The organism is Streptomyces sp. NPDC107575, from assembly GCF_055657265.1.
Genome location: NZ_JBVKBG010000003.1, coordinates 765,864 through 789,065 on the forward strand (window position 1 = coordinate 765,864; position 23,202 = coordinate 789,065).

Annotated in this window: 18 protein-coding genes, 3 tRNA genes and 1 pseudogene; 15 read left to right on the forward strand and 7 right to left on the reverse strand. The window is 72.3% G+C overall.

All coding sequences use genetic code 11. From position 1 onward, the window contains the following. Window positions 1-66: 66 nt before the first annotated feature. The 4 genes from ACZ7L4_RS16765 to ACZ7L4_RS16780 form a co-directional block, all read right to left on the reverse strand. On the reverse strand, window positions 67-915 hold the full coding sequence (locus ACZ7L4_RS16765) for an SMP-30/gluconolactonase/LRE family protein (protein WP_472103171.1): 849 nt from the start codon (window positions 913-915) through the stop codon (window positions 67-69). Then, complete coding sequence (locus tag ACZ7L4_RS16770) at window positions 912-1,688, reverse strand: IclR family transcriptional regulator (RefSeq protein WP_472103173.1); 777 nt, start codon at window positions 1,686-1,688, stop codon at window positions 912-914. Before ACZ7L4_RS16770 ends, ACZ7L4_RS16765 begins: the two co-directional genes overlap by 4 nt. Before the next feature lie 120 nt (window positions 1,689-1,808). Beyond that, window positions 1,809-3,038 (reverse strand): PucR family transcriptional regulator, encoded by a 1,230-nt coding sequence (locus ACZ7L4_RS16775; RefSeq protein WP_472103175.1) that lies wholly within the window; start codon window positions 3,036-3,038, stop codon window positions 1,809-1,811. Between the two features lie 3 nt (window positions 3,039-3,041). Then, window positions 3,042-3,194 (reverse strand): hypothetical protein, encoded by a 153-nt coding sequence (locus tag ACZ7L4_RS16780; RefSeq protein ID WP_356377293.1) that lies wholly within the window; start codon window positions 3,192-3,194, stop codon window positions 3,042-3,044. A 230-nt stretch (window positions 3,195-3,424) separates the two neighbouring features. On the opposite strand from ACZ7L4_RS16780, the gene pgfA reads away from it, so the two are divergent. The 11 genes and pseudogenes from pgfA (at window position 3,425) to ACZ7L4_RS16835 (ending at window position 16,868) form a co-directional block, all read left to right on the forward strand. After that, complete coding sequence (pgfA, locus tag ACZ7L4_RS16785) at window positions 3,425-4,435, forward strand: cell envelope lipid trafficking protein PgfA (RefSeq protein WP_472103177.1); 1,011 nt, start codon at window positions 3,425-3,427, stop codon at window positions 4,433-4,435. Window positions 4,436-4,616: 181 nt separating this feature from the next. Next, window positions 4,617-5,768 carry a glycosyltransferase family 4 protein gene (locus ACZ7L4_RS16790; protein WP_472103179.1) on the forward strand — a complete coding sequence of 384 codons (1,152 nt, stop codon included), beginning with the start codon at window positions 4,617-4,619 and terminating at the stop codon, window positions 5,766-5,768. Beyond that, on the forward strand, window positions 5,765-6,523 hold the full coding sequence (locus tag ACZ7L4_RS16795) for a class I SAM-dependent methyltransferase (RefSeq protein ID WP_472103181.1): 759 nt from the start codon (window positions 5,765-5,767) through the stop codon (window positions 6,521-6,523). The genes ACZ7L4_RS16790 and ACZ7L4_RS16795 overlap by 4 nt, the downstream gene beginning before the upstream one ends. A gap of 5 nt (window positions 6,524-6,528) precedes the next feature. Then, a pseudogene (locus ACZ7L4_RS16800) lies at window positions 6,529-9,624 on the forward strand (alpha-(1->3)-arabinofuranosyltransferase); the annotation flags it as partial. 1,140 nt (window positions 9,625-10,764) lie between these two features. After that, on the forward strand, window positions 10,765-12,060 hold the full coding sequence (locus tag ACZ7L4_RS16805; RefSeq protein WP_472104038.1) for a condensation protein: 1,296 nt from the start codon (window positions 10,765-10,767) through the stop codon (window positions 12,058-12,060). Continuing rightward, window positions 12,057-12,803: a class I SAM-dependent methyltransferase gene (locus tag ACZ7L4_RS16810; protein ID WP_472103183.1), complete on the forward strand. Its 747-nt coding sequence runs from the start codon at window positions 12,057-12,059 to the stop codon at window positions 12,801-12,803. The genes ACZ7L4_RS16805 and ACZ7L4_RS16810 overlap by 4 nt, the downstream gene beginning before the upstream one ends. A 6-nt stretch (window positions 12,804-12,809) precedes the next feature. After that, window positions 12,810-13,724 carry a hypothetical protein gene (locus tag ACZ7L4_RS16815; RefSeq protein ID WP_472103185.1) on the forward strand — a complete coding sequence of 305 codons (915 nt, stop codon included), beginning with the start codon at window positions 12,810-12,812 and terminating at the stop codon, window positions 13,722-13,724. Beyond that, entirely contained in the window at window positions 13,714-13,956 is a 243-nt protein-coding gene (locus tag ACZ7L4_RS16820; RefSeq protein ID WP_472103187.1) for a Trm112 family protein, read from the forward strand. The genes ACZ7L4_RS16815 and ACZ7L4_RS16820 overlap by 11 nt, the downstream gene beginning before the upstream one ends. Beyond that, the gene (locus ACZ7L4_RS16825) at window positions 13,953-14,786 is read left to right on the forward strand and encodes an FkbM family methyltransferase (protein WP_472103189.1); all 834 of its coding nucleotides are present in this window, start codon (window positions 13,953-13,955) and stop codon (window positions 14,784-14,786) included. Before ACZ7L4_RS16820 ends, ACZ7L4_RS16825 begins: the two co-directional genes overlap by 4 nt. Next, window positions 14,758-15,348: a hypothetical protein gene (locus ACZ7L4_RS16830; protein WP_472103191.1), complete on the forward strand. Its 591-nt coding sequence runs from the start codon at window positions 14,758-14,760 to the stop codon at window positions 15,346-15,348. The genes ACZ7L4_RS16825 and ACZ7L4_RS16830 overlap by 29 nt, the downstream gene beginning before the upstream one ends. Before the next feature lie 482 nt (window positions 15,349-15,830). Beyond that, window positions 15,831-16,868 (forward strand): rod shape-determining protein, encoded by a 1,038-nt coding sequence (locus tag ACZ7L4_RS16835; protein ID WP_472103193.1) that lies wholly within the window; start codon window positions 15,831-15,833, stop codon window positions 16,866-16,868. A 114-nt stretch (window positions 16,869-16,982) separates the two neighbouring features. Here ACZ7L4_RS16835 and ACZ7L4_RS16840 read toward each other — a convergent pair. The 3 genes from ACZ7L4_RS16840 to ACZ7L4_RS16850 form a co-directional block, all read right to left on the reverse strand. Beyond that, window positions 16,983-17,056 (reverse strand) — tRNA-Ile (locus ACZ7L4_RS16840). A 177-nt stretch (window positions 17,057-17,233) separates the two neighbouring features. Further along, a tRNA-Asn gene (locus tag ACZ7L4_RS16845) sits at window positions 17,234-17,306 on the reverse strand. 5 nt (window positions 17,307-17,311) lie between these two features. Further along, window positions 17,312-17,384: transfer RNA gene (locus ACZ7L4_RS16850), tRNA-Asn, on the reverse strand. Window positions 17,385-17,567: 183 nt separating this feature from the next. Between ACZ7L4_RS16850 and ACZ7L4_RS16855 the strand changes: the two genes are divergently transcribed. The 4 genes from ACZ7L4_RS16855 (at window position 17,568) to ACZ7L4_RS16870 (ending at window position 23,187) form a co-directional block, all read left to right on the forward strand. Next, a complete protein-coding gene (locus ACZ7L4_RS16855; RefSeq protein ID WP_450809560.1) occupies window positions 17,568-17,879 on the forward strand; it encodes a YtxH domain-containing protein in 312 nt (103 codons plus the stop codon). A 67-nt stretch (window positions 17,880-17,946) separates the two neighbouring features. Next, complete coding sequence (locus ACZ7L4_RS16860; protein ID WP_450809559.1) at window positions 17,947-19,377, forward strand: xylulokinase; 1,431 nt, start codon at window positions 17,947-17,949, stop codon at window positions 19,375-19,377. Between the two features lie 145 nt (window positions 19,378-19,522). Further along, window positions 19,523-21,262 carry an ABC transporter ATP-binding protein gene (locus ACZ7L4_RS16865; RefSeq protein ID WP_472103195.1) on the forward strand — a complete coding sequence of 580 codons (1,740 nt, stop codon included), beginning with the start codon at window positions 19,523-19,525 and terminating at the stop codon, window positions 21,260-21,262. Beyond that, a complete protein-coding gene (locus tag ACZ7L4_RS16870; RefSeq protein ID WP_472103196.1) occupies window positions 21,262-23,187 on the forward strand; it encodes an ABC transporter ATP-binding protein in 1,926 nt (641 codons plus the stop codon). Before ACZ7L4_RS16865 ends, ACZ7L4_RS16870 begins: the two co-directional genes overlap by 1 nt. The last annotated feature ends 15 nt before the right edge of the window (window positions 23,188-23,202 follow it).

The window sequence follows — 23,202 nt, forward strand, 5'->3', positions numbered from 1 at the left end:
GCTGTGGGGCGCACGACGCGAACGCCGTACGCCCCACGGGCATCCACCGGGCCGGGGCCCGAACCGTCAGCCGCCGAAGGCCGCTTGGGCGAGGCCTTGGCCGACTCCCGGTACCACCAGCAGGGACCCCGCCAGCGGCTCGGGGCCGTCGAGCCCGACGCGCGCCGTCGACACATACAGGTCCCCCAGGTCCGCGCCGCCGAAGGCGCAGGCCGTGGGGCGGCTCACCGGCAGCGGCAGCACCCGGTCGAGCTCGCCCTCGGGCGTGTAGCGGCGGACCGCGGCGCCGTCCCACAGGGCCACCCACACGCAGCCGTCCGCGTCGACGGTGAGCCCGTCGGGGGAGCCCGCGCCGTTCTCGACGCTCGCCAACTCCCGCCGGTTGCCGATCCGTTCGCCGTCCACGTCGAAGACGTCGATGCGGCCCGTCGGGGTGTCGACGTAGTACATGCGCGTGCCGTCGGGGCTCCAGCCGGTGCCGTTGGAGATCGTGACGTCGTCGAGGACCTCGGTCACCGCCCCGTCGGGCGCGACCCGGATCAGGTTGCCGCCGCCGGGCGTCTCGTCGTACGACATCGAGCCCGCCCACAGCGCGCCGTCGGGGGCCACCGCCGCGTCGTTTCCGCGCCGACCCGGGACGGGCTCGCGGTGCAGCCAGGAGAAGGCGCCGTCGGGGGCGTAACTCCCCACTCCGTCACGGAGGTTGACGACCAGGCCGCCGTCGGCGCGCGGCTTGGCGGCGCCCACGTGCTGCTCGGTCGTCATGACGGTGCGGCGGCCGCTGCCCGGTGCGTAGGTGTGCACGCGGGAGTTCAGGATGTCCACCCAGATCACGCGGCCCGCGGCCGGATCCCAGGTTGGCCCCTCGCCCAGCTCGGCCGAGGCCCGCACGGCCTCCTCGACGCGGATCCTCATCGCGCCACCCCCCGGTGGCCGAGGCGCTCGGAGAGGTCCGCGGCGCCCTTCGCGGCGAGCCCGGCGAGCTCCTCCTCGCGCGCGTCGCTCCAGCGGATCATCGGTACGGAGATGGAGAGCGCGGCGACGACCCGGTTGGTGCGGTCGCGCACGGGCGCGGCGACGCACGACACGTCCGTGTTCGACTCGCGGCTCTCCACGGCGATGCCTCGGTCGCGCACCCCCACCAGGTGTGTGCGCAGGGCCGCCGGGTCGGTGATCGAGTTCTCGGTCATGGCGACGAGGTCCGCGTCGTCCGGGATCCGCGCGCTCAGTTCGGCCTCCGGCAGCGACGCGAGCAGCATCTTGCCGACGGAGGTGCAGTGCGCGGGGAGGCGGCGGCCCGCGGCGGACACCATGCGCACGGCGTGCGTGGAGTCGACCTTCGCGATGTAGATGACGTCGGTGCCCTCGAGGATCGCGACGTGGACGGTCTCGTCGCAGGTCTCCGCGACGTCGCGGGCGACCTGCTGCCCCTCGGCGGCGAGGTCGAGCTGCTCGGCGTACCGGCTGCCGAGCTGGTAGGGGCGTACGCCGAGGCGGTAGCGGCCCGGCTGGCCGGGGACCTGCACGATGTACTGGCGGGCGGCGAGCGTGGTGACCAGTTCATGGACCGTGGTCCGCGGAAGCTGTAGCTTGCGGACGATGTCGGGGGCGGACAGCGTGCCGTCCCCGTCCAGGAACAGCTCGAGTATGTCCAGAGCACGGGTCACGGCTGGTACGAGACGTCCCACAACCGACCCCTCCCTATGTTCGGTATTTCAACAGACGGTCGGTATCGCGAACATAGGCTAAGCACAGGGGCATTGACCGGGCAATGGCCGATCCGCTGCCCTGTACACGGTCTGCACGGTCTACACAGGCCCGAGTTCCCCCCGAAGGCGCCGGGCCCGAAGCACCAGTTCCAGTTCGAAGCGGCGGTCCGGGTCGTCGACCTCCTCGCCCCACAGCTCGCGGATCTGGCGCAGCCGGTAGCGGACGGTCTGCGGGTGGACGCCGAGCCGGGCCGCGACCTCCGGGGCGCCGCCGCGCGTTTCCAGCCAGGCGAGCAGGGTCTCGGCGAGCCGGCGCGCGTGCGTGGGGCCGCAGCGGGTGAGGGGTTCGAGGGCGCGCCGCGCGAGGTCGTCGACCAGTTCCTCGGGCTGGAGCAGGACGAGGGCCTGGGTGTGCTGGGTGCACTGCACCACTTCGGCGTCGGGCAGCAGTCCGCGCTCCATGAGGGCGACGGCGGCCTCCGCCCAGCGCAGCGACTTCGCCGCGTCGGCGGGCGCGACGGGCGGGCCGATCGCCCCGGTCCAGCCGGACAGGGCGCGGCGCAGCAGGTCGGCGCGGCCCGCGGCGTCGGGCTCGGACAGCACGAGCCGGGGCCGCTCCGGCTCCATGTCGAGGAGGACGTCGGGCCCGACGGCGGGGGCGACCGCGTCGCGGGCGGGGCGCAGCAGCACACCGACGGCGACGTGCGCGGGCACCTGCCAGCCGACGCGTGCCGCGCGCTCGGTGAGCGCCTGCACAGGGTCGCGGGGCGCCGCGGTGCGCCCTTCGAGAAGCAGGTCCATGAGCTTGCGCTGCTGGCGCAGCCGCTCCCCCGCCTGCCGGGCGGCGGCCTCCGCGTAGCCGCGGACCGACTGGTCGACGAGGCCGTCGAGGTACTCGTAGCCGGCCTCCGCGAGTTCGTACATCGCCGGGGGCGGGATGTGCAGCCGCTGTCCGATGTCGGCGAGGCGGCGCCAGGCCATCTTCACGCCGAGCCGGTACATCGCCTGGAGCGAGTCGAGGCTGCGGCCGTGCAGGGACTGGCCGCGCCCGAACTCCTGGAAGAGGGCGGGCGCCTGCCCCTCGGGGACGCCGTCCGCGGCGCCGTCGGCGAATCCGCGCACGAAGTCCTCGACGGCGCGCCGGATGCCGACGAGGGCGACGGCCTCGCCCGACTCGTCGAGCACGACGGGCAGTTGGGGGAACTCGCGGTGGATCTCGTCGAGGATGTCCCGGGCGAGCCGGGGCGCCTCTTCGAGGGCGAGCGCCACGAACTGCTTGGCCTGGAGCCGCGGCACGTCGCACCACGCGGAGCGTGTGGTGGCCGGCACGGGTCAGCGCCCTTGGCCGGGCGTCTCGTAGGTCACCAAGGGGGTGTTGGGCTGGTCCGGCGTCGCGTTGATCAGCGCGAGCACGCCGAAGGCGGCCGCGAGGGCGAGCGCGGCTCCCGTGGCCGCGGACAGCGCGGCGGCGAGCAGTCGGTTCATCGCAGGGTCAGCCTCTCGTCCGTGCCCGATCCGTGGTCCACCGATCGGGGTATCGAGGTCGCCAGAGGTCGTTCCCCACCCGTGCGATTGCGACGAACAGCAACCCGTTCGCCTCAAGTCCCCAGTCTTCACAGCCCGTTGACACTTCGTCAAGGGTGCGTCTACGGTTCCCGGCCCATAACCGGCCGACCGCGAACAGAGCGCGGATGCCCTTCCTCCAGGAGTGCCGGATGCGCCGTACAGCCTCACCATTCTCCCTGGTAGCAACAGGTCTCGGCACGTTCCTGCTCGTCCTCGCGGGGATGCTCGCCTGGTACGTGGAGCCGCGCGCCGAGCGCACCAGCATCGACGTCGACGTGACGACCGTGTTCACCGGAACCGGCAGCTATTTCGACACCGACAAGATCAGGACCGTGCGCGATCGCAAGCTGATCGTCACCCGGCAGGCCCGCGGCGACGTGGCCGAGAGCGAACGCAGCGGCAACGCCGTGTGGGACGTGGCGACGTCCGTCGACACCGCGAAGTCGCTGCCGGCGTCCGACCCGCACGACGCGCTCCAGTGGACCCTGGAGCGCTGGGTCGTCGACCGGAGGACCAACGAGCCGCAGCACTGCTGCGGCGAGCAGCCCGCCTTCAGCGGCGAGGCCTACCTGAAGTTCCCCTTCCATGTGGAGAAGCGCACCTACACCTGGTGGGACAACACCCTCGGCGCGACGGTCCCGCTCCGCTTCAGCGGCGAGACCAAGGTCCAGGGCTACGAGGGCTACCGGTTCACCGGCACCGTCGCCCCCGCCAGGACCGGCTCGCGGCTCGTGCCGGGGCGGCTCGTCGGGCAGCCGAACAAGGGCCAGGTCCTCGCCGAGGAGTGGTACGCCAACCACCGCGTCGAGCTCGTCGTCGACCAGGTCACGGGCCGGGTCCTGTACGCGGCCATCGGCCCCCGCAAGACGCTGCGCGCGCCCGGCACGGACAAGGACGCGGCGGTGCTCCTGGACAGCCGGAGGATCGCCTTCACCCCGGCGACGCAGCGCGCGCAGGTGGCGCTCGCACAGGACGACAACGACCGGCTCACCCTGCTCGGCACGACGTTGCCGCTGGTGACGGGTGGGCTCGGGGTGCTGCTCGTGGCGGCCGGGCTCGTGCTGGTCGTGCGGGGCAGGGGCGGCAGGCCGGAGCCGGAAGGGACGGAGCGTCCGGATCCCGATACGTCCCCGACGACCCTGGAAACGTCCACGATGTGACGGTACGTCAGTCGAATACGGACCCAAACTTGTCACGCGGGTGAGTAGCCGCATCGAACAGCGGGGCGAAAACTGTCCCTCCCCACCCCGTGCACAGGCCCCGCACAGCCTCGGCACCGTACCTCCCAGTACGCCCAGGTACGCCTGAACACCGGCGTACGCCCGACGAGTTGGAGCACCCATGCCCCAGCACGTGCCCCTCCCGCTGCGCGCCACGTCCCCACACGCCGCGCGGCATCCGCAGCACGACCCCCCACACCCGCGCCGCATCGTGTTCCTCGCCCACCGCGACCTCGGCAACCCGGCCGCGGGCGGCTCCGAGCTCCTGGTCGACCGGCTCGCCGAAGGACTGACCCGCCAGGGCCACCAGGTGACGCTGCTGTGCGGCGGCCCGGCTGCCTACCGCGACTACCGGGTCGTCTCCGCGGGCGGCGAGCACGCCCACTACCTGCGGGCGCGCTCGGCCTTCGCCCGCCAGGTCGGCGACTGCGACCTGCTCGTCGAGGTCTGCAACGGGATGCCGTACCTGGCCCCGCTGTGGCACCGCGGCCCCACGCTCTGCCTGGTCAACCACGTGCACACGGACCTGTGGCGGATGCGCCTGCGCGGACCGCTCGCACCCGCGGCCCACCTCGGCCGAAGACTCGAACACTGGGCGCTCTCCGGGGCGCAGCGCCGCAATCTGCTCGTGGCCGTCTCGCCGTCGACGGCACACGCGCTGCACGACATCGGCGTGGACCCCGACCGGATCCGCCTCGTCCCGAACGGCGTCGAGGAGCCGGGCCCGTGCCCGGACCGCTCCCCCGACCCGCTGTTCCTGGCGATGGGCCGGCTCGTCGAGTACAAGCGGATCGACCTGCTCCTTCGCCTGTGGGAACGGGTGCGTCCGGTGACGGGCGGCCGCCTGGTGATCGTCGGGGACGGGCCCGAGGCGGCGCGTCTGCGCCAACTCGCGGGCGAGGGCGTCGAGTTCACGGGACATGTCTCCGAGGCCGAGAAGCACCGACTGCTCTGCGAGGCCTGGCTGCTCCTGCACCCCTCGGCGGTCGAGGGCTGGGGCCTGGTCATCACCGAGGCGGCGGCGCGCGGCACTCCGGCGGTCGGCTTCGACGTGCCCGGAGTGCGCGACTCCGTCGAGGACGGCGCGACCGGACTGCTCGCGCACGGCGAATCGGCCTTCGCGGCGGCCTGGTGCACGCTCGCCCTGTCCGGGCACCGCCGCGAACTGATGGGCAAGGCGGCCCAGGAGCGGGCCTCGGGCTACCGATGGGCGCACACCGTGCGGCAGTTCGGCGCGGTGGCGGCGGAGGCGGTGCGGGGCTGGACGCCATGACGGCGGCCACGGGGGTAGCGGGGCAGGCCGGGTTCAGGGATCCGTCCCCGGCCCGCTCGCTCGCGCTGTTCCGGGCGTTCCTGCGCGAGCAGCAGGACCCCGAGGCGTGCTACGCGCTGCTCGCCCGCGACGCCGCCGACCAGGTGGAGGCGTACGGGAAGGTGGCCGGGAAGGTCGTCGTGGACGTGGGCGGCGGCAGCGGGCACTTCACGCGCGAGTTCCGGGCGCGCGGCGCGCAGGCCCTCCTCTTCGAGCCGGACACCACCGAGCTGGGCCAGGACCCGCCGGCCGGCACGGTGGTCGCGGACGGCTATCTGCTGCCGCTGCCCGACGCGTCGGCGGACGTCACGTTCTCCTCGAACGTCCTGGAGCACGTCGCCGACCGCGACACCTTCGTGAGCGAGCTGGTCCGGGTCACCAAGCCCGGCGGCCTGATCTACGTCGCGTTCACCAACTGGCTGTCCCCGTGGGGCGGTCACGAGTGGGCGCCCTGGCACTATCTGGGCGCCGACCGCGCGCAGGCCCGCTACCGGCGGCGCACCGGCAGGGCGCCCAAGCACACCCTCGGCGAGAACCTCTTCGCCCACCACATCGGCCCCACCCTGCGCCATGTGCGCGCCCGCGACGACGTGCGCGTGGTCGCGGCGCGCTCCCGCTACTGGCCGTTCCTCGCGGAGGCGGTCACGCGGGTCCCCGGCGTGCGCGAGTTCGCCACCTGGAACCTCCTCCTCATCCTCAGGCGGTGTCCCCCATGACGACCATGGTCCAGGCCCCACCCGCGGCGGCGACGCACCCGGAACCCGAGCCGGGACCGCGTTCGCGCCGCTGGCTGCTGACGTTCTGGGCCGTGCTGTTCGTCGCGTTCTGCGCGGTGCAGCCAGGGCGGGCGACGTTCGAGACGAAGCTCGGGGTCTCGCAGGACCCCTGGAAGTTCCTCGGCGACCTCGGGGAACTGTGGCACGACAGAGCCGGCTTCGGCGGGATCGCCGACCAGTACATCGGCTACGCGTTCCCGATGCTGCCGTACTACGGCCTGACCGATCTGCTGCAGATCCCGGTGTGGCTGGCGGAGCGGCTGTGGATGTCGATCGTCGTGACCGTCGCCTTCTGGGGCGCCCTGCGCCTCGCCGAACGCCTCGGAGTGGGCTCGCCGCGCAGCCGGCTGCTCGGCGCGGTGGCGTACGCGCTGTGGCCGACGTTCACGATCGTCGTCGGCTCGACGTCGGCGGCGGCGCTGCCCGGCGCGTTCCTGCCGTGGGTGCTGCTCCCGCTCACCAACCCCCGTACGACCGCCCGTATTTCGGCGACCCGCTCGGCGCTCCTGATCCCGTTCATGGGCGGCGTGAACGCGTCCTCGACGCTGGCGTCGCTGCTCCCCGTGGGCCTGTACCTGCTGTCCCGGCCGCCGTCCGCCCGCATGCGCCGCCAGATCGCCTGGTGGATCCCGTCGGTGATCCTCGCGACGGCCTGGTGGACGATCCCGCTCGTCCTGCTCGGCATCCACGGCGAGAACTTCCTGCCGTACGTGGAGAGTTCGCAGACCACGACCGAGACGATGTCCGCGACGGAGACGCTGCGCGGCTCCGGGAACTGGGTGGCGTATCTGCACCTGGGCGACGCCTGGCTGCCCGCCGGCTGGGCGGTGGCGACGTCGGTGGTCGTCATCGTCTGCTCGGCGCTCGCCGCCGCGATCGGCCTCGCGGGCCTCGCGCGCCGCGACATCCCAGAGCGCCGCTGGCTGCTGCTCGTCGTGATGGCCGCCGCCCTCGTCACCCTCGCCGGATACGGGGGTTCGCTCGGTGCACCCTTCCACGACACGGTGCGGTCGTGGCTGGACGGGGGCCTCGCCCCGTTCCGCAACGTCTACAAGTTCCAGACCGGGATCGCGCTCGCCCTCGCGCTCGGCATCGCCCACCTCGTGGGCGTGGCCTCCGACCCGCGCGGCGCCCGCCCGCTGCGCGCCCGCCGGCACGCCACGCTGATCGCCGCGATCCTCATCGTGCCGGGCCTCGCCTGGCCGTACCTCAACGGCTCGATCCTGCAGCCGGGCGCGTTCCAGAAACTCCCCACGTACTGGGAGACGACAGCCGACTGGCTGAAGAAGTACTCACCGGACTCCCGCGCCCTCGTCGTGCCCGCGACCGCCCACGGCATCTACACCTGGGGCTCCCCCATCGACCAGCCGCTCGACGTGCTCGCCGACTCCCGCTGGGCGCAGCGCGACTACGTCCCGTTCGGCACGCCCGGCAACCGGCGGGCCATGGACGCCGTCGAGCAGTCACTGATGAGCGGCACCCAAGTACCGGGACTCCAGGACTACTTGATCCGGTCCGGCCTGTACTACGTGGTGGTCCGCAACGACCTCGACCCCGACCAGTTCGGCTACGTCCCGACCGCCACGGTCAAGCGCACGCTGACGGAGTCGGGCTATCACCGGGTGACCGGATTCGGCCCGCAGGTCACGGGCGGCCGCATCGCCGAGAAGACCCCGGTCCAGATCGAGGGCCTGTACCCGCGCAGCCGCTCCGTCGAGATCTACGCCCCGCGCGGCGACGCGGGCCGGCCGGGACAGGCGGGCCTGCTCCCGGTGGCGGACACGGCGGAGGTCGGCGGCGGCCCCGAGGCCCTGCTCCGACTGTCGTCCGACCCGTCGTTCCTGAACCGCCCCGCCGTCCTGACCGGCGACAACCACCCCGGCATCGGCAACCCGGCGCTGCGGATCGCCGCCGACGGCCTGCGCCGCGCGGACACCCGCTTCGGCCTGGTCAACACCAACACCTCGTACCCGTACACGCCGACGGAGCGCAACGGTCCGAACGCCTCCGAGAACCCGGGCGAGCCGCCGAAACAGATCCTCCCGACCGAGGGCATCGCCCACCAGACGACGGCCGACATCCGGGGAGCCCGCTCGGTCACGGCGTCCTCCAGCGGCAACTGGCTGCTGCACCTCCCCCAGTTCGACCCGGTGAACGCCTTCGACAAGGACCCCGACACGGCGTGGACGGAGGGCGCCGCCGACTCCGCCAAGGGCGAATGGGTCCGCGTCGACTTCACCCGGCCGACCCGGATCCCCGCGACCATCCACCTGACACCGCTGCCGCAGGACAACGTGCGGGCGGCCCCGACCCGCGTACGGATCGAGACGGACAAGGGCTCCACGACGGCCAGCATCCAGCCGAACGGCAAACGCCAGGCCATCAAGTCCCCTGCGGGCATGGCCAGTTGGCTGCGCGTCACGATCCTCGACACGCAGCGCGCCCGCCCGGGCCTCACCGGCGCCGGGTTCACGTCCATCGACGTCCCCGGCGTCAGGGCGACCCGCGCGCTGCGCCTCCCGGCCGACTCCGAGCGGGCCGACCAGTACTCCTTCCACCGCGCCACGAGCGACGGCGGCCTCACCCTCACCGACACCGAGCGCTCCCTGAACCGCGTCTTCACGACGACGGGCGAGTCCACCTACGAATTCACGGCGACGGCCGCCCCCACGCCCGGCCCGGCCCTCGACAAGCTCCTCTACGACCTCGCCCCCGACCAGCGCCGCAGGATGACGGCGACCGCGGACTCCACGGCCGAACTCGGCCTGAACGCCACGCCCCGCAACCTCACCGACGGCGACCTGACGACCGCCTGGATCGCGGGCGACGACCCCACGATCCACCTGCGCTGGCCGGACAAGCAGCCCGTCTCCACTGTCGTGCTCCCCGGGGCGGGCGGCCTCACCACGCGCCCCGAGGAGATCGAGATCAGCAGCCCGGACGGCGCCGCGGTCGCGGGCGTCGACAAGAACGGAGTGGCCCGCTTCGAACCCATCACCACGAACCGCCTCGACATCACCATCACGAAGGCGGCCCGGCTCAAGGTTCACAACCCGGTCGCCGACAAGGACCTGCAGCTCCCGGTCGGCCTGACCGAGGCCTACATCCCGAGCCTCGACGCGTACCGGGTCGAACAGCCCACTCCGGAGCGCGAGTTCAGCCTCCCCTGCGGCAAGGGCCCGACGGTCACGATCGACGGCACCCGGCACCGCACCTCGGCGAGCGGCACCTTGCGCGCCCTGACCGAACGCCGCCCGGTCACCGTGAAGCCGTGCGGCGACGCCCTGGACCTCCCCGCGGGCCCGCACACCCTGAGGACCTCGCCCTCCGGCCCGCTCTCCCTCACGGACATCACGCTCACGAACACCACGGCCACCACCGAGGCGACCCCCACCGCCCGCGGGCTCACGGTCCGCGACTGGCTCGGCGACCGCCGCGAGGCACGGGTCGACGCGGGCGAGGCGACGTACCTGACCATGTACGAGAACGCCAACGACGGCTGGGAGGCCACCCTCGACGGCAAGAAGCTGACCTCGCTGCGCCTTGACGGGTGGCAGCAGGCGTGGCTGGTCCCCGGCGGCGCGAGCGGCACGGTCAAGCTGTCCTACGCCCCGGCCCGCACGTACGAGGTCGGCCTGTTCGCCTCCGGCGCGGCGCTCCTCGCACTCGGCGCACTCTGCCTGTGGCGCCGCAAGGAAACGGAGCAGGACCCCCCGGCCCCGCCACCGGCCCCCGGCCTGCTCATCGGCACGGCCCTCCTGACGGCCATCGGCATCGTGATCGCGGGCCCCTGGGCGGCCCTGGTCCCGGCCCTCGCCCTCCTCTCCTGGAAACGCCACACCCTCCTGGTCCCGCTCGCGTTCCTGACGATGACGGCAGCGGGCGTGGTGGCGGCGACAGGCGCGGGAGAACCGGTCCGGGAGGGCGCGGGCGCGTACAGCACAGCAGCCCAACTCCTGGCGCTGATAGCCCTGTTCGCAGCGCTGACGACCACAAATCAAGCCCCGAATCAAGCCCCGCCGGCGATTGAGGCGCGGGGCCCGGGGCAGAGCCCCGAGTCCGCAACCACCCGGGGCGAAGCCCCCACGACGGGACGGGAAGGGGAGGAAGGGGGCGACTTCCCCGGGCCGGAGGCCCCCGCTCCCGCCGAAGCCGGACCCCACGACACCGGGGAGCACCCCATGACCACACTGGACCGCCCCACCAACGGCGGAAACCGCACGACCCGCATCCCCTTCCCGACCGTCGACGAGGTCTCCCGCCACTGCCTCCAGGACCGCGAACCGGAAACCGTCCACATCGAGATCCACCTCACCGGACGCCTCGACCCCACCCGCCTCACCCACGCGTTCACGGACGCCCTCCGCCACCACCCCCGCATCCTGATGCGCGAGGCCCCCCGCCACTGGTACAGCAGCCACTACGAGTGGGAACTGACCCGCACCCCGGACACACCCCCCGTCTCCTTCCCCGCCCCCACCCCGAACGCCCTGCACGAGGCCCGCACCCGCTCCCTCGCCGACGCCCCACCCCTCACCGCGTCCCCACCCATCCGCCTGGAAGCGGTGGAGGACCCCCGGACCCGCACCACCGTCCTGTTCGTCACGATCAACCACACGGCCCTGGACGGCCCCGCCTGCCTGCGCGTCGTCGCCACCGCGGCGGAGCTCTACTCCGGCCGCGACAACTCCCCGCCGCCCACCGCTCCCCCGCTCCTGAGCCCCCGCCCCCCGCAGCCCCCGCCCTCCCCCTGGTCCCGCCCGGCCCGCGTCTCCTCCGGCACCCCGGACCCCCGCCCCGGCAACGGCCTCCTGGTCACCGAACTGTCGGTGCCGCGCCGCCCGAAGGGCGCCCCGTACACGGTCAACGACCAGCTGATGGTGGCCACGGCCCGCACGATCGCCGACTGGAACGAGGAGCACGGCACCCACCACACCCGCCGCCCGCTGCGGGTCACCATGCCGGTGGACGACCGCCCGCGCGACACGACGATGCCCATCGGCAACGGCACCCGCCTGGTGGAAGTCGCCCTCACCCCAGCGGAGTTGAAGTCCCCGACACCCGAACTCCTCCGCCTCACCGCCACCCGCACCGCCGCACTTAAGTCCCAGCCCCGCCCCCAACTCGGCCACGGCGCCGCCCTGTTGACCAGCCCCTACGCCCCGGTCGCCTGGCGCGCCGCCGCCACCCGCGCCCTGCGCACGGCGGCTGCACCGTGGACGTCGACCACCCTGCTCAGCAACATCGGCCGCGTCCCCTACCCACTGGACTTCGGCGACGGCGGCCGCGCCCGCGCCGTCTGGTTCTCCGCGCCGGCCCGCATGCCGCGCGGCCTCACGTTCACGACGGCGTCCACGGCGGGCCGGCTCCACCTGGCCCTGCGCTGGTCGCGCACCCTGCTCGGCCCCGGCGACGGGGCCCGCCTGCGCGACCTGTTCGAGCAGCACCTCCACGCGACACAGGAGGAGGCACCATGACGACACCCACCGAACTCGACGCCCCGCCCGCGGACCTGCGGGACTTCTACGAGAACCCGAGCGTCCCGGTGGCCTCCGGCACGCCCCGTACCCGCCGCCAGGCCCGCGTCCTCGCCGCCGCCCTGTCCGGCACCCGGCACGCCACCGTCCTGGACATCGGCTGCGGCGACGGCTCGGCCGCGGCCACCACCGCCCGCCTGCTCCCCGCACCCGACGGCCACCGCCTCGTCGGCGTCGACTGGTCGCAGGACGCGCTGCGCCGCGCGGCCGACCGCGTCCCCCGTGTCGTACGCGGCGAACTGACGGGCCACGGGCTGCCGTTCGCGGACGGGGCCGCCGACGCGGTCCTCCTGTCCGAGGTGATCGAGCACCTCGTCGACCCCGACGCGGCGCTCGACGAGATCCGCCGCGTCCTGCGCCCGGGCGGCCATCTGATGCTGTCCACGCCGAACCTGGCCGCCTGGTACAACCGGGCGCTGCTCCTCGCCGGCGTGCAGCCCGTCTTCTCGGAGGTGAGCCTGCGCGCGATCCACGGCAGGCCGGGCACCGAGGTGGTCGGTCATCTGCGCCTCTACACGCCGCGCGCCCTGAAGGAGTTCGTCGGCGCGTCGGGCTTCGACGTCGTAGGGCTCACCGGGGCACCGTTCCACGGCGTGCCCCGCCCGCTGCGCCCCCTCGACCGGCTCGTCTGCGCGGCCCCGTCCCTCGCCTCGATCCTTCTCCTGCACGCGCGAAGGACGTGAGCGGCGATGCCCGCCGTGGCATGGGGAGTCGGCGCGGCACTGCTCGCCAACACGCTGTACAGCGTCGGCTTCGTCCTGGAGAAGCGGGCCCTCACCCGGCTGCCCGAGGTGAGCGTGCGCCGCCCCGCCCACCTCCTGCGCCAGGTGGTGACGAGCCCGCTGTGGCTGGCCGGGTCCATCGCCCTGGCCTCCGGCTTCGGCGCCCAGCTCGCCGTCTACCGCACGCTTCCCATCGCCGCCGCGCAGGGCATCTTCGTCTCGGGCCTGGTCCTGCTGCTCCTCCTGTCGGCCCGGCTCCTCGGCGAACGCACCTCGGGCCGCGAGCGGTACGCCATCGCCGCGATCCTGGCGGCGCTGCTGATGGTGGTGCTCTCGCTCCAGCAGGATGGCGACGCGGTGGGGCACGATTCGCCCGCGCCCCTCATCCTCCTGGTGTGCGTGCCCTCGCTGGCAGCGGGCCTGTCTCTGTACGCCTCGGCGGAGCGCCGCGCGCGACACCGCCACCGGCTCCCGACGACGGGCGTCGAGTACGGGGTCGCGGTGGGCCTGCTGTACGGGGTCAGCTCGCTCGCCATCAAGGGCGTGTCGGGCGTGCTCCCGGACGTCCCGGCGCTGTTCGCCTCCCCGTACCCGTATCTGCTGATGTGCACGGGCGCCTTCGGCCTCGTCATGTCGCAGGCGGCCCTGCAACGCTGCCGCGCCTCGCTGATCGTCCCGGTGTGCACCACGGTGACCTGCCTGTTCACGGCGGTCCTCGGCACCCTCGCGTTCGGCGAATCGCTCCCCCACGAGCCGGTGCGCCTGGCACTGCGCGTGACGGGCACGGCCCTCGCGGTCGCCGTGCTCCTCCTGATGCCGAAGCACGACACCCCCGCACAACCTGACCAAGAGCCAAGGGAGTTGCTCCCGAATGAACCCTGACGACCCGCTGCTCAAGATCCTCGCCTGCCCTCTCGACAAGGGCCCCCTGCTCCTGCTGCCCACGCCGGAGGGGGAAGCGGTCGACTGCCTCTACAACCCCCGGCTGCACCGCCGCTACCCCATCGTCGACGGCATCCCGCAGCTCCTCCCTTCGTCCGGCGAACAGGTCCCGGAGGGCGAGCACGAGCAGCTCCTCCAACGCGCCGAGCAGGCGAAACGGGCGCTCCCATGACGACCATCGCCGCCCGGATCGCCCCCTGGCTGCCCGCCCGGCTGACCGCGGCGACGGCCCGCGCCCTGTACCCGCGCTTCGAGCCCGAGCTGACCCGGCTCGCCGACATGCTGCCCGCCGCGGGGTCCTGCGGCACGGCCGTGGACGTCGGCGGCTGGTACGGCCCGTGGACCCACCGCCTCGCGGGCCCGGCCCGCCGCGTGATCACCCTCGAACCGGTCCCGCACCTGGCCCGGGTGCTCGCCGCGTCGGCGCCCGCGAACGTCCAGGTCGTCCGCGCCGCGGCCAGCGACCGCCCCGGCACGGCCCCGCTGTGGCAGCCCCCGCACGACGAACGCGGCGAGCGCGGCGTGTCCTCGCTCGTCCGCCGCGACGACCTGCACGCGCCGACCGGCCGCGAGGTCCCGTGCGTCACCCTCGACGAACTCGCCCTCCAGGACGTCGACTTCATCAAGGTCGACGTGGACGGGGCGGAGCTGCGGGTGCTGCGCGGCGCCCGCGCCCTGCTCGCCCACGACCGGCCCGCCCTCTTCATCGAGCTGGAGACCCGCATCCAGCCGATCACCCCGGTCGTCGCCCACCTGCGCGCACTGGGCTACGAGGGCTGGGTCCTGCCGGACACCGACACCGACTGGCTGCCCCTGCCCTCCTACGATCTGGCGGCCCATCAGCGCGGCACCTCCCACATCGCCTCGCAGGGCCTGCTGCGCCGGGCCCTCACCCCGGCCGGGCGCCGGCCGCGGTACGTGAACTCGGTGCTGTTCCTGCCGGACGGGCGGACCCCCGGCGCCGTACGCCACCATGGGGCGCATGCCCGCACGCCCCGCTGAGCCCTTCACCCCGCTCGACTTCCAGCTGGTCCTGCTGCGCCGCATGGCGGACCACAACCCGGAGCTCGTGGAGACCGCCCGCGCGGATCTCGGCGTCTCCGTCGCCGAGATGCGGGAGGCGAACCGCCGCTGGCAGGCGAAGCTGCACTCGCGGCATCCGCAGGCGGCGGTCTCCCGGTACCGGTCCGTGCTCGGCGCCCCGGAGCGCACGCTGCTCCGCAAGGTCGGCGACCTGGAGTGCGAGGCGCTGCTGTGGCCGGTGCCGCTCTGGCCCGACCTGCGCTTCGAGGTGCTGCTCGCGCCCACGGGCGGGATCTGGAACGAGTGGCTGATCCGCGCCCCCGGCACCCCGGGCCCGGCCCTGCGCACGCTCGCCGACCTGACGCCCTGGTCCTGCACGGTGGACGAGGCGGCCCGCGCCTTCGCCCCGGCCCGCCCCCTGGAGGGCTCGGCGCCCACCCGCTGGGGCCTGGCGTTCCGGGCCCCGGACGAGTCGGGGACGCCGCGCGAGGTGCGGGCGGAGTTCACGTGGGGCCTGCTGCAGCGCTGGTACGAGGCCTGAAAACGCACGAGCCGAAGAACACGCAATACGAACACCCGATACGAACAGGGGCGCAGTTGTTCCCTTGAACAGGTGGTCGTCGCCGAAGAGTTTGCATGGGGCGTACGTGAACAACGATGCTTACGGTGCGCAAGCAACGGGCTGCAGACCGTAGCGACCGCATCGCGATGCACATCTCAAGTCCCAAGTCCCACATGCACTTTGCACCCCCTGTGCACAGCGCATCATCGCTAGGAGAACGCGTCACATGAACGTCATCACCGACATCGTCGCCGGCCTCGCCCACTTCCTCGGCTGGCTGGTGTAACACCGTCGGACACCGAAGCGGCGCCGTCTCCCTCGTCCCACGGGAGGCGGCGCCCCGGCGTTTGCGGACCCGCTCGGCCTACTCCAGCGAGCGCCCTCCCGCGCGCGACCGCAGGATGCCAGAAGGGTCGCCGCCCGGCGAGCCATCACGGTCCGCGCTCTCGGGAGGATCTGCCATGACCGCCAGTCTGGAGCAGTTGCGCCGCTGCCACTTCGCCGTCGATCTGGGTGCCGCGCGCACCCGCGTGTACGTGAAGGGCGCGGGCCTCGTCGTCGATGAACCGAGTGCCGCCGCGGTCAACACCCGCACCGGCGCCCTGATCGCCGTCGGCGACTTCGCCGAGAAGATGACAGGACGCACCCCGCACTACATCCGCGTCGTACGCCCCGTCTCCGGCGGCACGGTCGTCGACATCGAGATGGCCCAGCGGATGCTGCGCCACCTGCTCGGCGACAAGCTCCGCCGCGCCCTGCGCCGCAAGCCCCGGCTGCGCGCCGCGGCCGCCGTGCCGCACGACGCGGACCCACTGGCCCAGCGCGCCGCGGTCGAGACCCTCGTCGGCCTCGGCGCCCGCCGCGTGGAACTCGTCGACACCCTGATCGCGGCGGCCGTCGGCTGCGGCCTCCCGGTGGAGCAGCCCGAGGCCACGATGATCATCGTCTGCGGCGCGGCCACCACCCAGATCGCGGTCCTCTCGCTGGGCTCGATCGTGACGGCGGCCCGGATCCCCGTCGGCGGCGACGCCATCGACCACGCGGTCGTCCAGCACCTGCGCCAGCACCACGCGCTGATGCTGCCGTCCCAGTCCGTACGCCCCCTGCAGCTCGCCCTGAGCGGCAACGGCCTCACCCCGCAGGGCCCTGAGCAGACCGAGATCCACGGCCGGGACGTGGCGACGGGCCTGGCCCGCTCGGTGCACGTGGACACCGCCGCGGTGCGCAGCGCGATCCACACGCCGCTGACGGCCGTCCTCGACGGCATCGGCAGGGTGCTGCGCGACTGCCCGCCCGACCTGGTCGCCGACCTCGCGGAGCGCGGCATCATGATGGTCGGCGGCTCCGCCCTGCTGCCCGGCCTCGACCAGATGCTGCGGGACGCGACCGGCGTCCCCGTGCACATCGCCGAGCGCCCCGACGTGTGCGCGGTGCGGGGTCTCGGCGAGATGCTGGAGGGCCGGATCCAGCCGATGGAGCTGAACCCGCTGGCCGACTGACCCGGGACACCGAGCCCGACCACCGGAACGACAGATGGCCCGTCACGGCGTGCGTGACGGGCCATCAGTCCGTGTACGAACCGGTCGCATCGTTTCTGCGCCGCGTACGTGCGGTGGGGCGGGTGGGACTCGAACCCACGGCCGACGGATTATGAGTCCGCTGCTCTAACCGGCTGAGCTACCGCCCCGTTTCGGCGTGGCGCGTACAAGTGTGCGCGCCGTCTGCCGCAGCATAGCCGCTCATACGATCTCCTGCCTCGGATGGTCCGGCTCTGCACGACCATGAGGACTCCGCCCGTGCGCGCACGGTTCCACCAGGCAAGAAAAAGCCCCCCGGAGCGGACTCCGGAGGGACTTGTTCACAGCTCTCCCGACTGGACTCGAACCAGTAACCTGCCGGTTAACAGCCGGCTGCTCTGCCAATTGAGCTACAGGAGATCGAGCTCCCCCGACTGGACTCGAACCAGTAACCTGCCGGTTAACAGCCGGCTGCTCTGCCAATTGAGCTACAGGGGAATGACCTCGTTTGCTTCGAACGAACCCACCTGGGTACTTGCCAGGCGGCGCGCGCTCGCTGCGACACATACATTAGCGCAAGCAGGGGGGTGGTCCGCCAATCGGTACCCCCCAGGTGATCAACAAGCTCCGAATCGGACCGCACCGACCACGAACGCCTCGCTACGGAAAGGGTGGCCGACCATGCGCTATCGGCTCACATTCATCGCCGGTCTGGCCCTGGGTTACGTACTGGGCACGAGGGCCGGCCGGGAGCGCTACGAGAAGCTGAAGAAGTCCGCGCGCGAGATCGCCCAGAACCCGGCCGTGCGCAATACGGCGGAGACGGCGGCGCAGCAGACGCGGAACGTCGCGGGCAAGGCCTTCCACTCGGTGAGCGAGAAGGTCGAGAGCAAGGTGCCGGACTCGGTCGCCGACCGGGTGCGCACGCTGCGCGAGCGCGGCGGTCCCGGCGACGAAGGGGCGACCGACGACTGGGGCACCAGCAACACCTGACGCCCCGGACCCCACAGCCCGCGCCCGACGGCACAGAAGCGTCCGCCGGTACGGCAGAATTTCAGTCATGGGGATAGTCGCCGGGCTGGACAGTTCGCCCGAATTTACGCGCATTGTCGTTTGTGACGCCGACACCGGGGCCGTGCTGCGGCAGGGGTACGCCCCGCACCCGCTGGAGGTACCGGAGGGCGGCGGACGGCCGTCCGACGTCGATCCCCAGGCGTGGCTTCTCTCGCTCGGCGAGGCCGCGGGCGGGGGGCTGCTCGAAGGCGTGCAGGCCATCGGGGTGTCCGCGCAGCAGAACACCGTGGTGCCGCTGGACGCGCAGGGCAACACCGTCCGCCCGGCGCTGGTCGGCGGGGACAAGCGGGCGCAGGTCGCGGCTGCGGACCTGGTGGACCGGCTCGGCTCGCGCGAGGCGTGGGCCGAGGCCGTGGGCAGCGTGCCGCAGGCGGCGCTGCCGGTGACCAAGCTGCGCTGGCTGGCCCGCAGCGAGCCCGAGAACGCCGAGCAGGTCGCCGCCCTCATGCAGGCGCACGACTGGCTGGTGTGGCAGCTGCTCGGCCGGCCCGCGCGCCGGACCACCGACCGCGGTGGCGCCTCCAGCACCGGGTACTGGTCGGCGGCGAGCGCCGCGTGGCGGCCCGATCTGGTGGAGCTGGCGCTCGGCCACCAGGTGGCGCTGCCCGAGGTGATCGGCCCCGGCGAGGCGGCCGGGCGGACCCCGGAGGGCCTGGTCATCTCGGCCGGGACCGGGGAGACGATGGCCGCCGCCTTCGGCCTCGGCGTGCAGTCGGGGGACGCCGTGGTCTCGCTCGGGGCCTCGGGCTCCGTGATGGCCGTGCACCACGAGGCTCTCGTGGACTCCAGCGGCTCCATCACCTCGCTCGCCGACGCGACCGGGATGCATCTGCCCGTGGTGCACACGTCGAACGCGGTACGGGCGCTGCGGGGCACGGTCGACATGCTGGGCCTCGACGGAGGCCTGGAGGAGCTGTCCGAGCTGGCCATGAAGTCGACGCCGGGCGCCCACGGCCTCGTACTCCTGCCCTATCTGGAGGGCGAGAAGACGCCGAACCTGCCGCACACCGCGGGGACGCTGAGCGGGCTGCGGCGGGAGTCCATGAAGCCGGAGCATCTGGCGCGGGCCGCGTTCGAGGGCATGCTGTGCGGGCTCGCCGACGCCATGGATGTGCTGCGCGGACGCGGCGTGGAGATCCGGCGGGTGTTCCTGCTGGGCGCCGCGTCGGAGCTGCATGCCGTGCAGAGCGTGGCGCCGGCCCTGTTCGGGGCGCAGGTCGTGGTGCCGCAGGCGGCGGACTACGCGGCGATCGGCGCGGCGCGACAGGCCGCGTGGGCGCTGAACGGGCAGCTGCCGCAGTGGCAGGGCGCGGCCGCGCAGGTCTTCGAGGCGGGCGACGAACTGCCGGTGGGCCAGGCGGTGCGGCAGCAGTACCGGGCGGTGCGGGAGCAGATCCACCCCGGCGCTTTTGCCTGAGTCTTGGTTAATTCGGTTGAGGTAACGCGGGTGGAGTGTTCGACGATAGGGGTCCATGCGTACGTCGCCGTCCGGCGGCGCACGCGTCGATCCCCCTCCCCGAACACCGCTCCTCCCACTACCGCCGACCACCGAGAGACCGAGCGTGCTCATAAGACTTCTGCGGACCCATCTCAGTCCGTACAAGAAACCCATCGGGCTGCTGGTGCTGCTGCAGTTCCTGCAGACCTGCGCCTCGCTGTATCTGCCCACTCTGAACGCCGACATCATTGACAACGGTGTCGTGAACGGCGACACCGGCTACATCCTGGAGTTCGGCGCCCTGATGCTGGGCGTCACCGTCGTCCAGGTCGTCTGCAACACCGGCGCCGTCTACTTCGGCGCGCGGACCGCCGCCGCGGTCGGCCGGGACCTGCGGGCGGGGATATTCGACCGCGTGCAGTCCTTCTCGGCCCGTGAGGTCGGCCAGTTCGGCGCGCCTTCGCTGATCACCCGCACCACGAACGACGTGCAGCAGGTCCAGATGCTGGCCCTGATGACGTTCACGCTGGTGGCCTCGGCGCCGATCATGTGTGTCGGCGGCGTCGTCATGGCGCTCGGCCTCGACGTGCCGCTGTCGGGCGTGCTGCTCGCCGTGCTGCCCGTCATGGCGATCGTCCTGTCGCTGATCATCCGTAAGATGCGGCCGCTGTTCCGGTCCATGCAGACCAAGCTGGACACGGTGAACCGGGTGCTGCGCGAGCAGATCACCGGCAACCGCGTCATCCGCGCCTTCGTCCGCGACGACTTCGAGAAGGACCGGTTCGGAGCCGCGAACCGGGAGCTGACCGACGTGTCGGTCGCCACCGGCCGGATCATGGCACTGATGTTCCCGTTCGTGATGACGATCGTGAACGTCGCGTCGATCGCCGTGGTCTGGTTCGGTGCGCACCGCATCGACAGCGGCGGCATGCAGATCGGTGACCTGACCGCGTTCCTCGCGTATCTGATGCAGATCGTGATGAGCGTGATGATGGCCACGTTCATGTTCATGATGATGCCGCGCGCCGAGGTGTGCGCCGAGCGCATCCAGGAAGTGCTCGACACCGATTCGAGCGTCGTGCCGCCGCGGCCCGAGGCGTCGGTGCGGGCACTCCGCCGCCACGGCCACCTGGAGCTGCGGGGCGCCGACTTCGGCTACCCGGGCGCCGAGGAGCCCATCCTGCGCGGTGTCGACATCACGGCCCGCCCCGGCGAGACCACGGCGATCATCGGTTCGACCGGCAGCGGCAAGTCGACGCTGCTCGGCCTCGTACCGCGGCTGTACGACACCACCGCCGGGACGGTCTACGTGAACGGCGAGGACGTCCGCGCGATCGATCCGGCGCTGATGGCCAAGACGGTCGGGCTCGTACCGCAGAAGCCCTACCTGTTCTCCGGCACGGTCGCCACGAACCTGCGCTACGGCAGCCCGGACGCCACCGACGAGGAGCTGTGGCACGCGCTGGAAGTGGCGCAGGCCAAGGGCTTCGTCTCCCAGCTGGAAGGCGGACTGGACGCGCCCATCACCCAGGGCGGCACGAACGTCTCCGGCGGTCAGCGCCAGCGCCTCGCCATCGCGCGCACGCTCGTGCAGCGGCCGGAGATCTACCTCTTCGACGACTCGTTCTCCGCGCTCGACTACGCGACCGACGCCGCGCTGCGCCGGGCGCTCGGCGAGGAGACGGCGGAGGCGACCGTGGTGATCGTGGCCCAGCGCGTCGCGACGATCCGTGACGCCGACACGATCATCGTGCTCGACGAGGGCCGCGTCGTCGGCACCGGACGCCATCACGAGCTGATGGCCGACAACGAGACGTACCGGGAGATCGTTCTCTCCCAGCTGACGGAAGCGGAGGCCGCCTGATGAGTGGGCCCATGGGGCGAATGGCGGCCGGTGCGCCCGGTTCGCGTTCGATGGACTTCAAGGGGTCCGGCAAGCGGCTCCTGAAGCGGCTCGCCGCACACCGCGCGGCGGTCATCGGGGTGCTCGTCTCCGTCGTGATCAGCGTCGGCCTCTCGGTGGTCGGACCGAAGATCCTCGGACGCGCCACCGACCTGCTGTTCGGCGGGATCATCGGCGGGCAGATGCCGGCCGGGCAGACCAAGGAACAGGTCATCGAGGGCCTGCGGGCCAAGGGCGACGGCGGCATGGCCGACATGCTCGGCAGTGTCGACTTCACCCCGGGCCAGGGCGTCGACTTCACCGCGATCGGCGAGGTGCTGCTGCTCGGGCTCGCCGTGTTCGCGGTCGCGGGGCTGACGATGATGATCGGCACGCGGCTCGCCAACCGGACGATCAACCTGGCCGTGGGGCAGCTCCGCGCCGAGCTTCAGGACAAGCTGTCGCGGCTGCCGCTGTCGTACTACGACAAGCAGAAGCGCGGAGAGGTGCTGAGCCGGGCGACCAACGACATGGACAACCTCGGGCAGACGCTCCAGCAGACGATGGGCCAGATGCTCAACTCGCTGCTGACCGTCATCGGCGTGCTCGCGATGATGTTCTGGATCTCCTGGCTGCTCGCGCTGGTCGCACTCGTGACCGTGCCGCTGTCGGTGTTCGTCGCGGCGAAGGTCGGCAAGCGTTCGCAGCCGCAGTTCGTGCAGCAGTGGCGGGCGACCGGCGCGCTGAACGCGCACATCGAGGAGATGTACACCGGCCACAACCTGGTGAAGGTGTTCGGCCGGCAGAAGGAGTCCGCCGAGCAGTTCGCCGAGCAGAACGAGGAGCTGTACCAGGCCGCGTTCAAGGCGCAGTTCAACAGCGGCATCATGCAGCCGCTGATGTTCTTCATCTCGAACCTGAACTATGTGCTCGTGGCCGTGGTGGGCGGTCTCCGCGTGGCCAGCGGCTCGCTGTCCATCGGCGATGTGCAGGCGTTCATCCAGTACTCGCGCCAGTTCTCGATGCCGCTGACGCAGGTCGCGTCGATGGCGAACCTGGTGCAGTCGGGTGTCGCCACGGCCGAGCGGGTCTTCGAACTGCTCGACGCCGAGGAGCAGTCGGCGGAGCCCGTGCCCGGCGAGAAGCCGGACCACCTGCGCGGGCACGTCGAGTTCGAGCACGTGGCCTTCCGCTACGAGAAGGACAAGCCGCTCATCGAGGACCTGTCGCTGACGGCGGACCCCGGTCACACGGTGGCGATCGTCGGCCCCACGGGCGCGGGCAAGACCACCCTCGTCAATCTGCTGCTGCGGTTCTACGAGGTCACGGGCGGGCGCATCACGCTCGACGGGGTCGACATCGCGAAGATGTCGCGGGAGGAGCTGCGCGTCGGGATCGGCATGGTGCTCCAGGACACCTGGCTGTTCGGCGGGACCATCGCGGAGAACATCGCGTACGGCGCCCCGAAGGACGTCACCCGCGAGGAGATCGAGGAGGCGGCGAGGGCCGCGCACGCCGACCGGTTCATCCGGACGCTGCCCGACGGGTACGACACCGTGCTCGACGACGAGGGCACCGGCGTCAGCGCCGGTGAGAAGCAGCTCATCACCATCGCGCGGGCGTTCCTGTCCGACCCGGTGATCCTGGTGCTCGACGAGGCGACCTCCTCCGTCGACACCCGGACCGAGGTGCTGATCCAGAAGGCGATGGCGCGGTTGGCCGCCGGCCGTACGTCGTTCGTGATCGCGCACCGTCTTTCGACGATTCGCGACGCGGACACGATTCTCGTGATGGAGAACGGGGCGATCGTGGAGCAGGGCTCGCACGACGCGCTGGTCGCCTCCGGCGGGGCGTATCAGCGGTTGTACGAGGCGCAGTTCGCGCAGGCGGTCGCCGAGGTCGACTGAATCTGTTCGGCTCCG

Coding starts and splice junctions, on each gene's coding strand:
- ACZ7L4_RS16765 (WP_472103171.1), bottom strand. CDS start 915: ATGAGGATCCGCGTCGAGGAGGCCGTGCGGGCCTCGGCCGAGCTGGGC.
- ACZ7L4_RS16780 (WP_356377293.1), bottom strand. CDS start 3,194: ATGAACCGACTGCTCGCCGCCGCGCTGTCCGCGGCCACGGGAGCCGCG.
- pgfA (WP_472103177.1), top strand. CDS start 3,425: ATGCGCCGTACAGCCTCACCATTCTCCCTGGTAGCAACAGGTCTCGGC.
- ACZ7L4_RS16790 (WP_472103179.1), top strand. CDS start 4,617: ATGCCCCAGCACGTGCCCCTCCCGCTGCGCGCCACGTCCCCACACGCC.
- ACZ7L4_RS16795 (WP_472103181.1), top strand. CDS start 5,765: ATGACGGCGGCCACGGGGGTAGCGGGGCAGGCCGGGTTCAGGGATCCG.
- ACZ7L4_RS16805 (WP_472104038.1), top strand. CDS start 10,765: ATGACCACACTGGACCGCCCCACCAACGGCGGAAACCGCACGACCCGC.
- ACZ7L4_RS16810 (WP_472103183.1), top strand. CDS start 12,057: ATGACGACACCCACCGAACTCGACGCCCCGCCCGCGGACCTGCGGGAC.
- ACZ7L4_RS16815 (WP_472103185.1), top strand. CDS start 12,810: ATGCCCGCCGTGGCATGGGGAGTCGGCGCGGCACTGCTCGCCAACACG.
- ACZ7L4_RS16820 (WP_472103187.1), top strand. CDS start 13,714: ATGAACCCTGACGACCCGCTGCTCAAGATCCTCGCCTGCCCTCTCGAC.
- ACZ7L4_RS16825 (WP_472103189.1), top strand. CDS start 13,953: ATGACGACCATCGCCGCCCGGATCGCCCCCTGGCTGCCCGCCCGGCTG.
- ACZ7L4_RS16830 (WP_472103191.1), top strand. CDS start 14,758: ATGGGGCGCATGCCCGCACGCCCCGCTGAGCCCTTCACCCCGCTCGAC.
- ACZ7L4_RS16835 (WP_472103193.1), top strand. CDS start 15,831: ATGACCGCCAGTCTGGAGCAGTTGCGCCGCTGCCACTTCGCCGTCGAT.
- ACZ7L4_RS16855 (WP_450809560.1), top strand. CDS start 17,568: ATGCGCTATCGGCTCACATTCATCGCCGGTCTGGCCCTGGGTTACGTA.
- ACZ7L4_RS16860 (WP_450809559.1), top strand. CDS start 17,947: ATGGGGATAGTCGCCGGGCTGGACAGTTCGCCCGAATTTACGCGCATT.
- ACZ7L4_RS16870 (WP_472103196.1), top strand. CDS start 21,262: ATGAGTGGGCCCATGGGGCGAATGGCGGCCGGTGCGCCCGGTTCGCGT.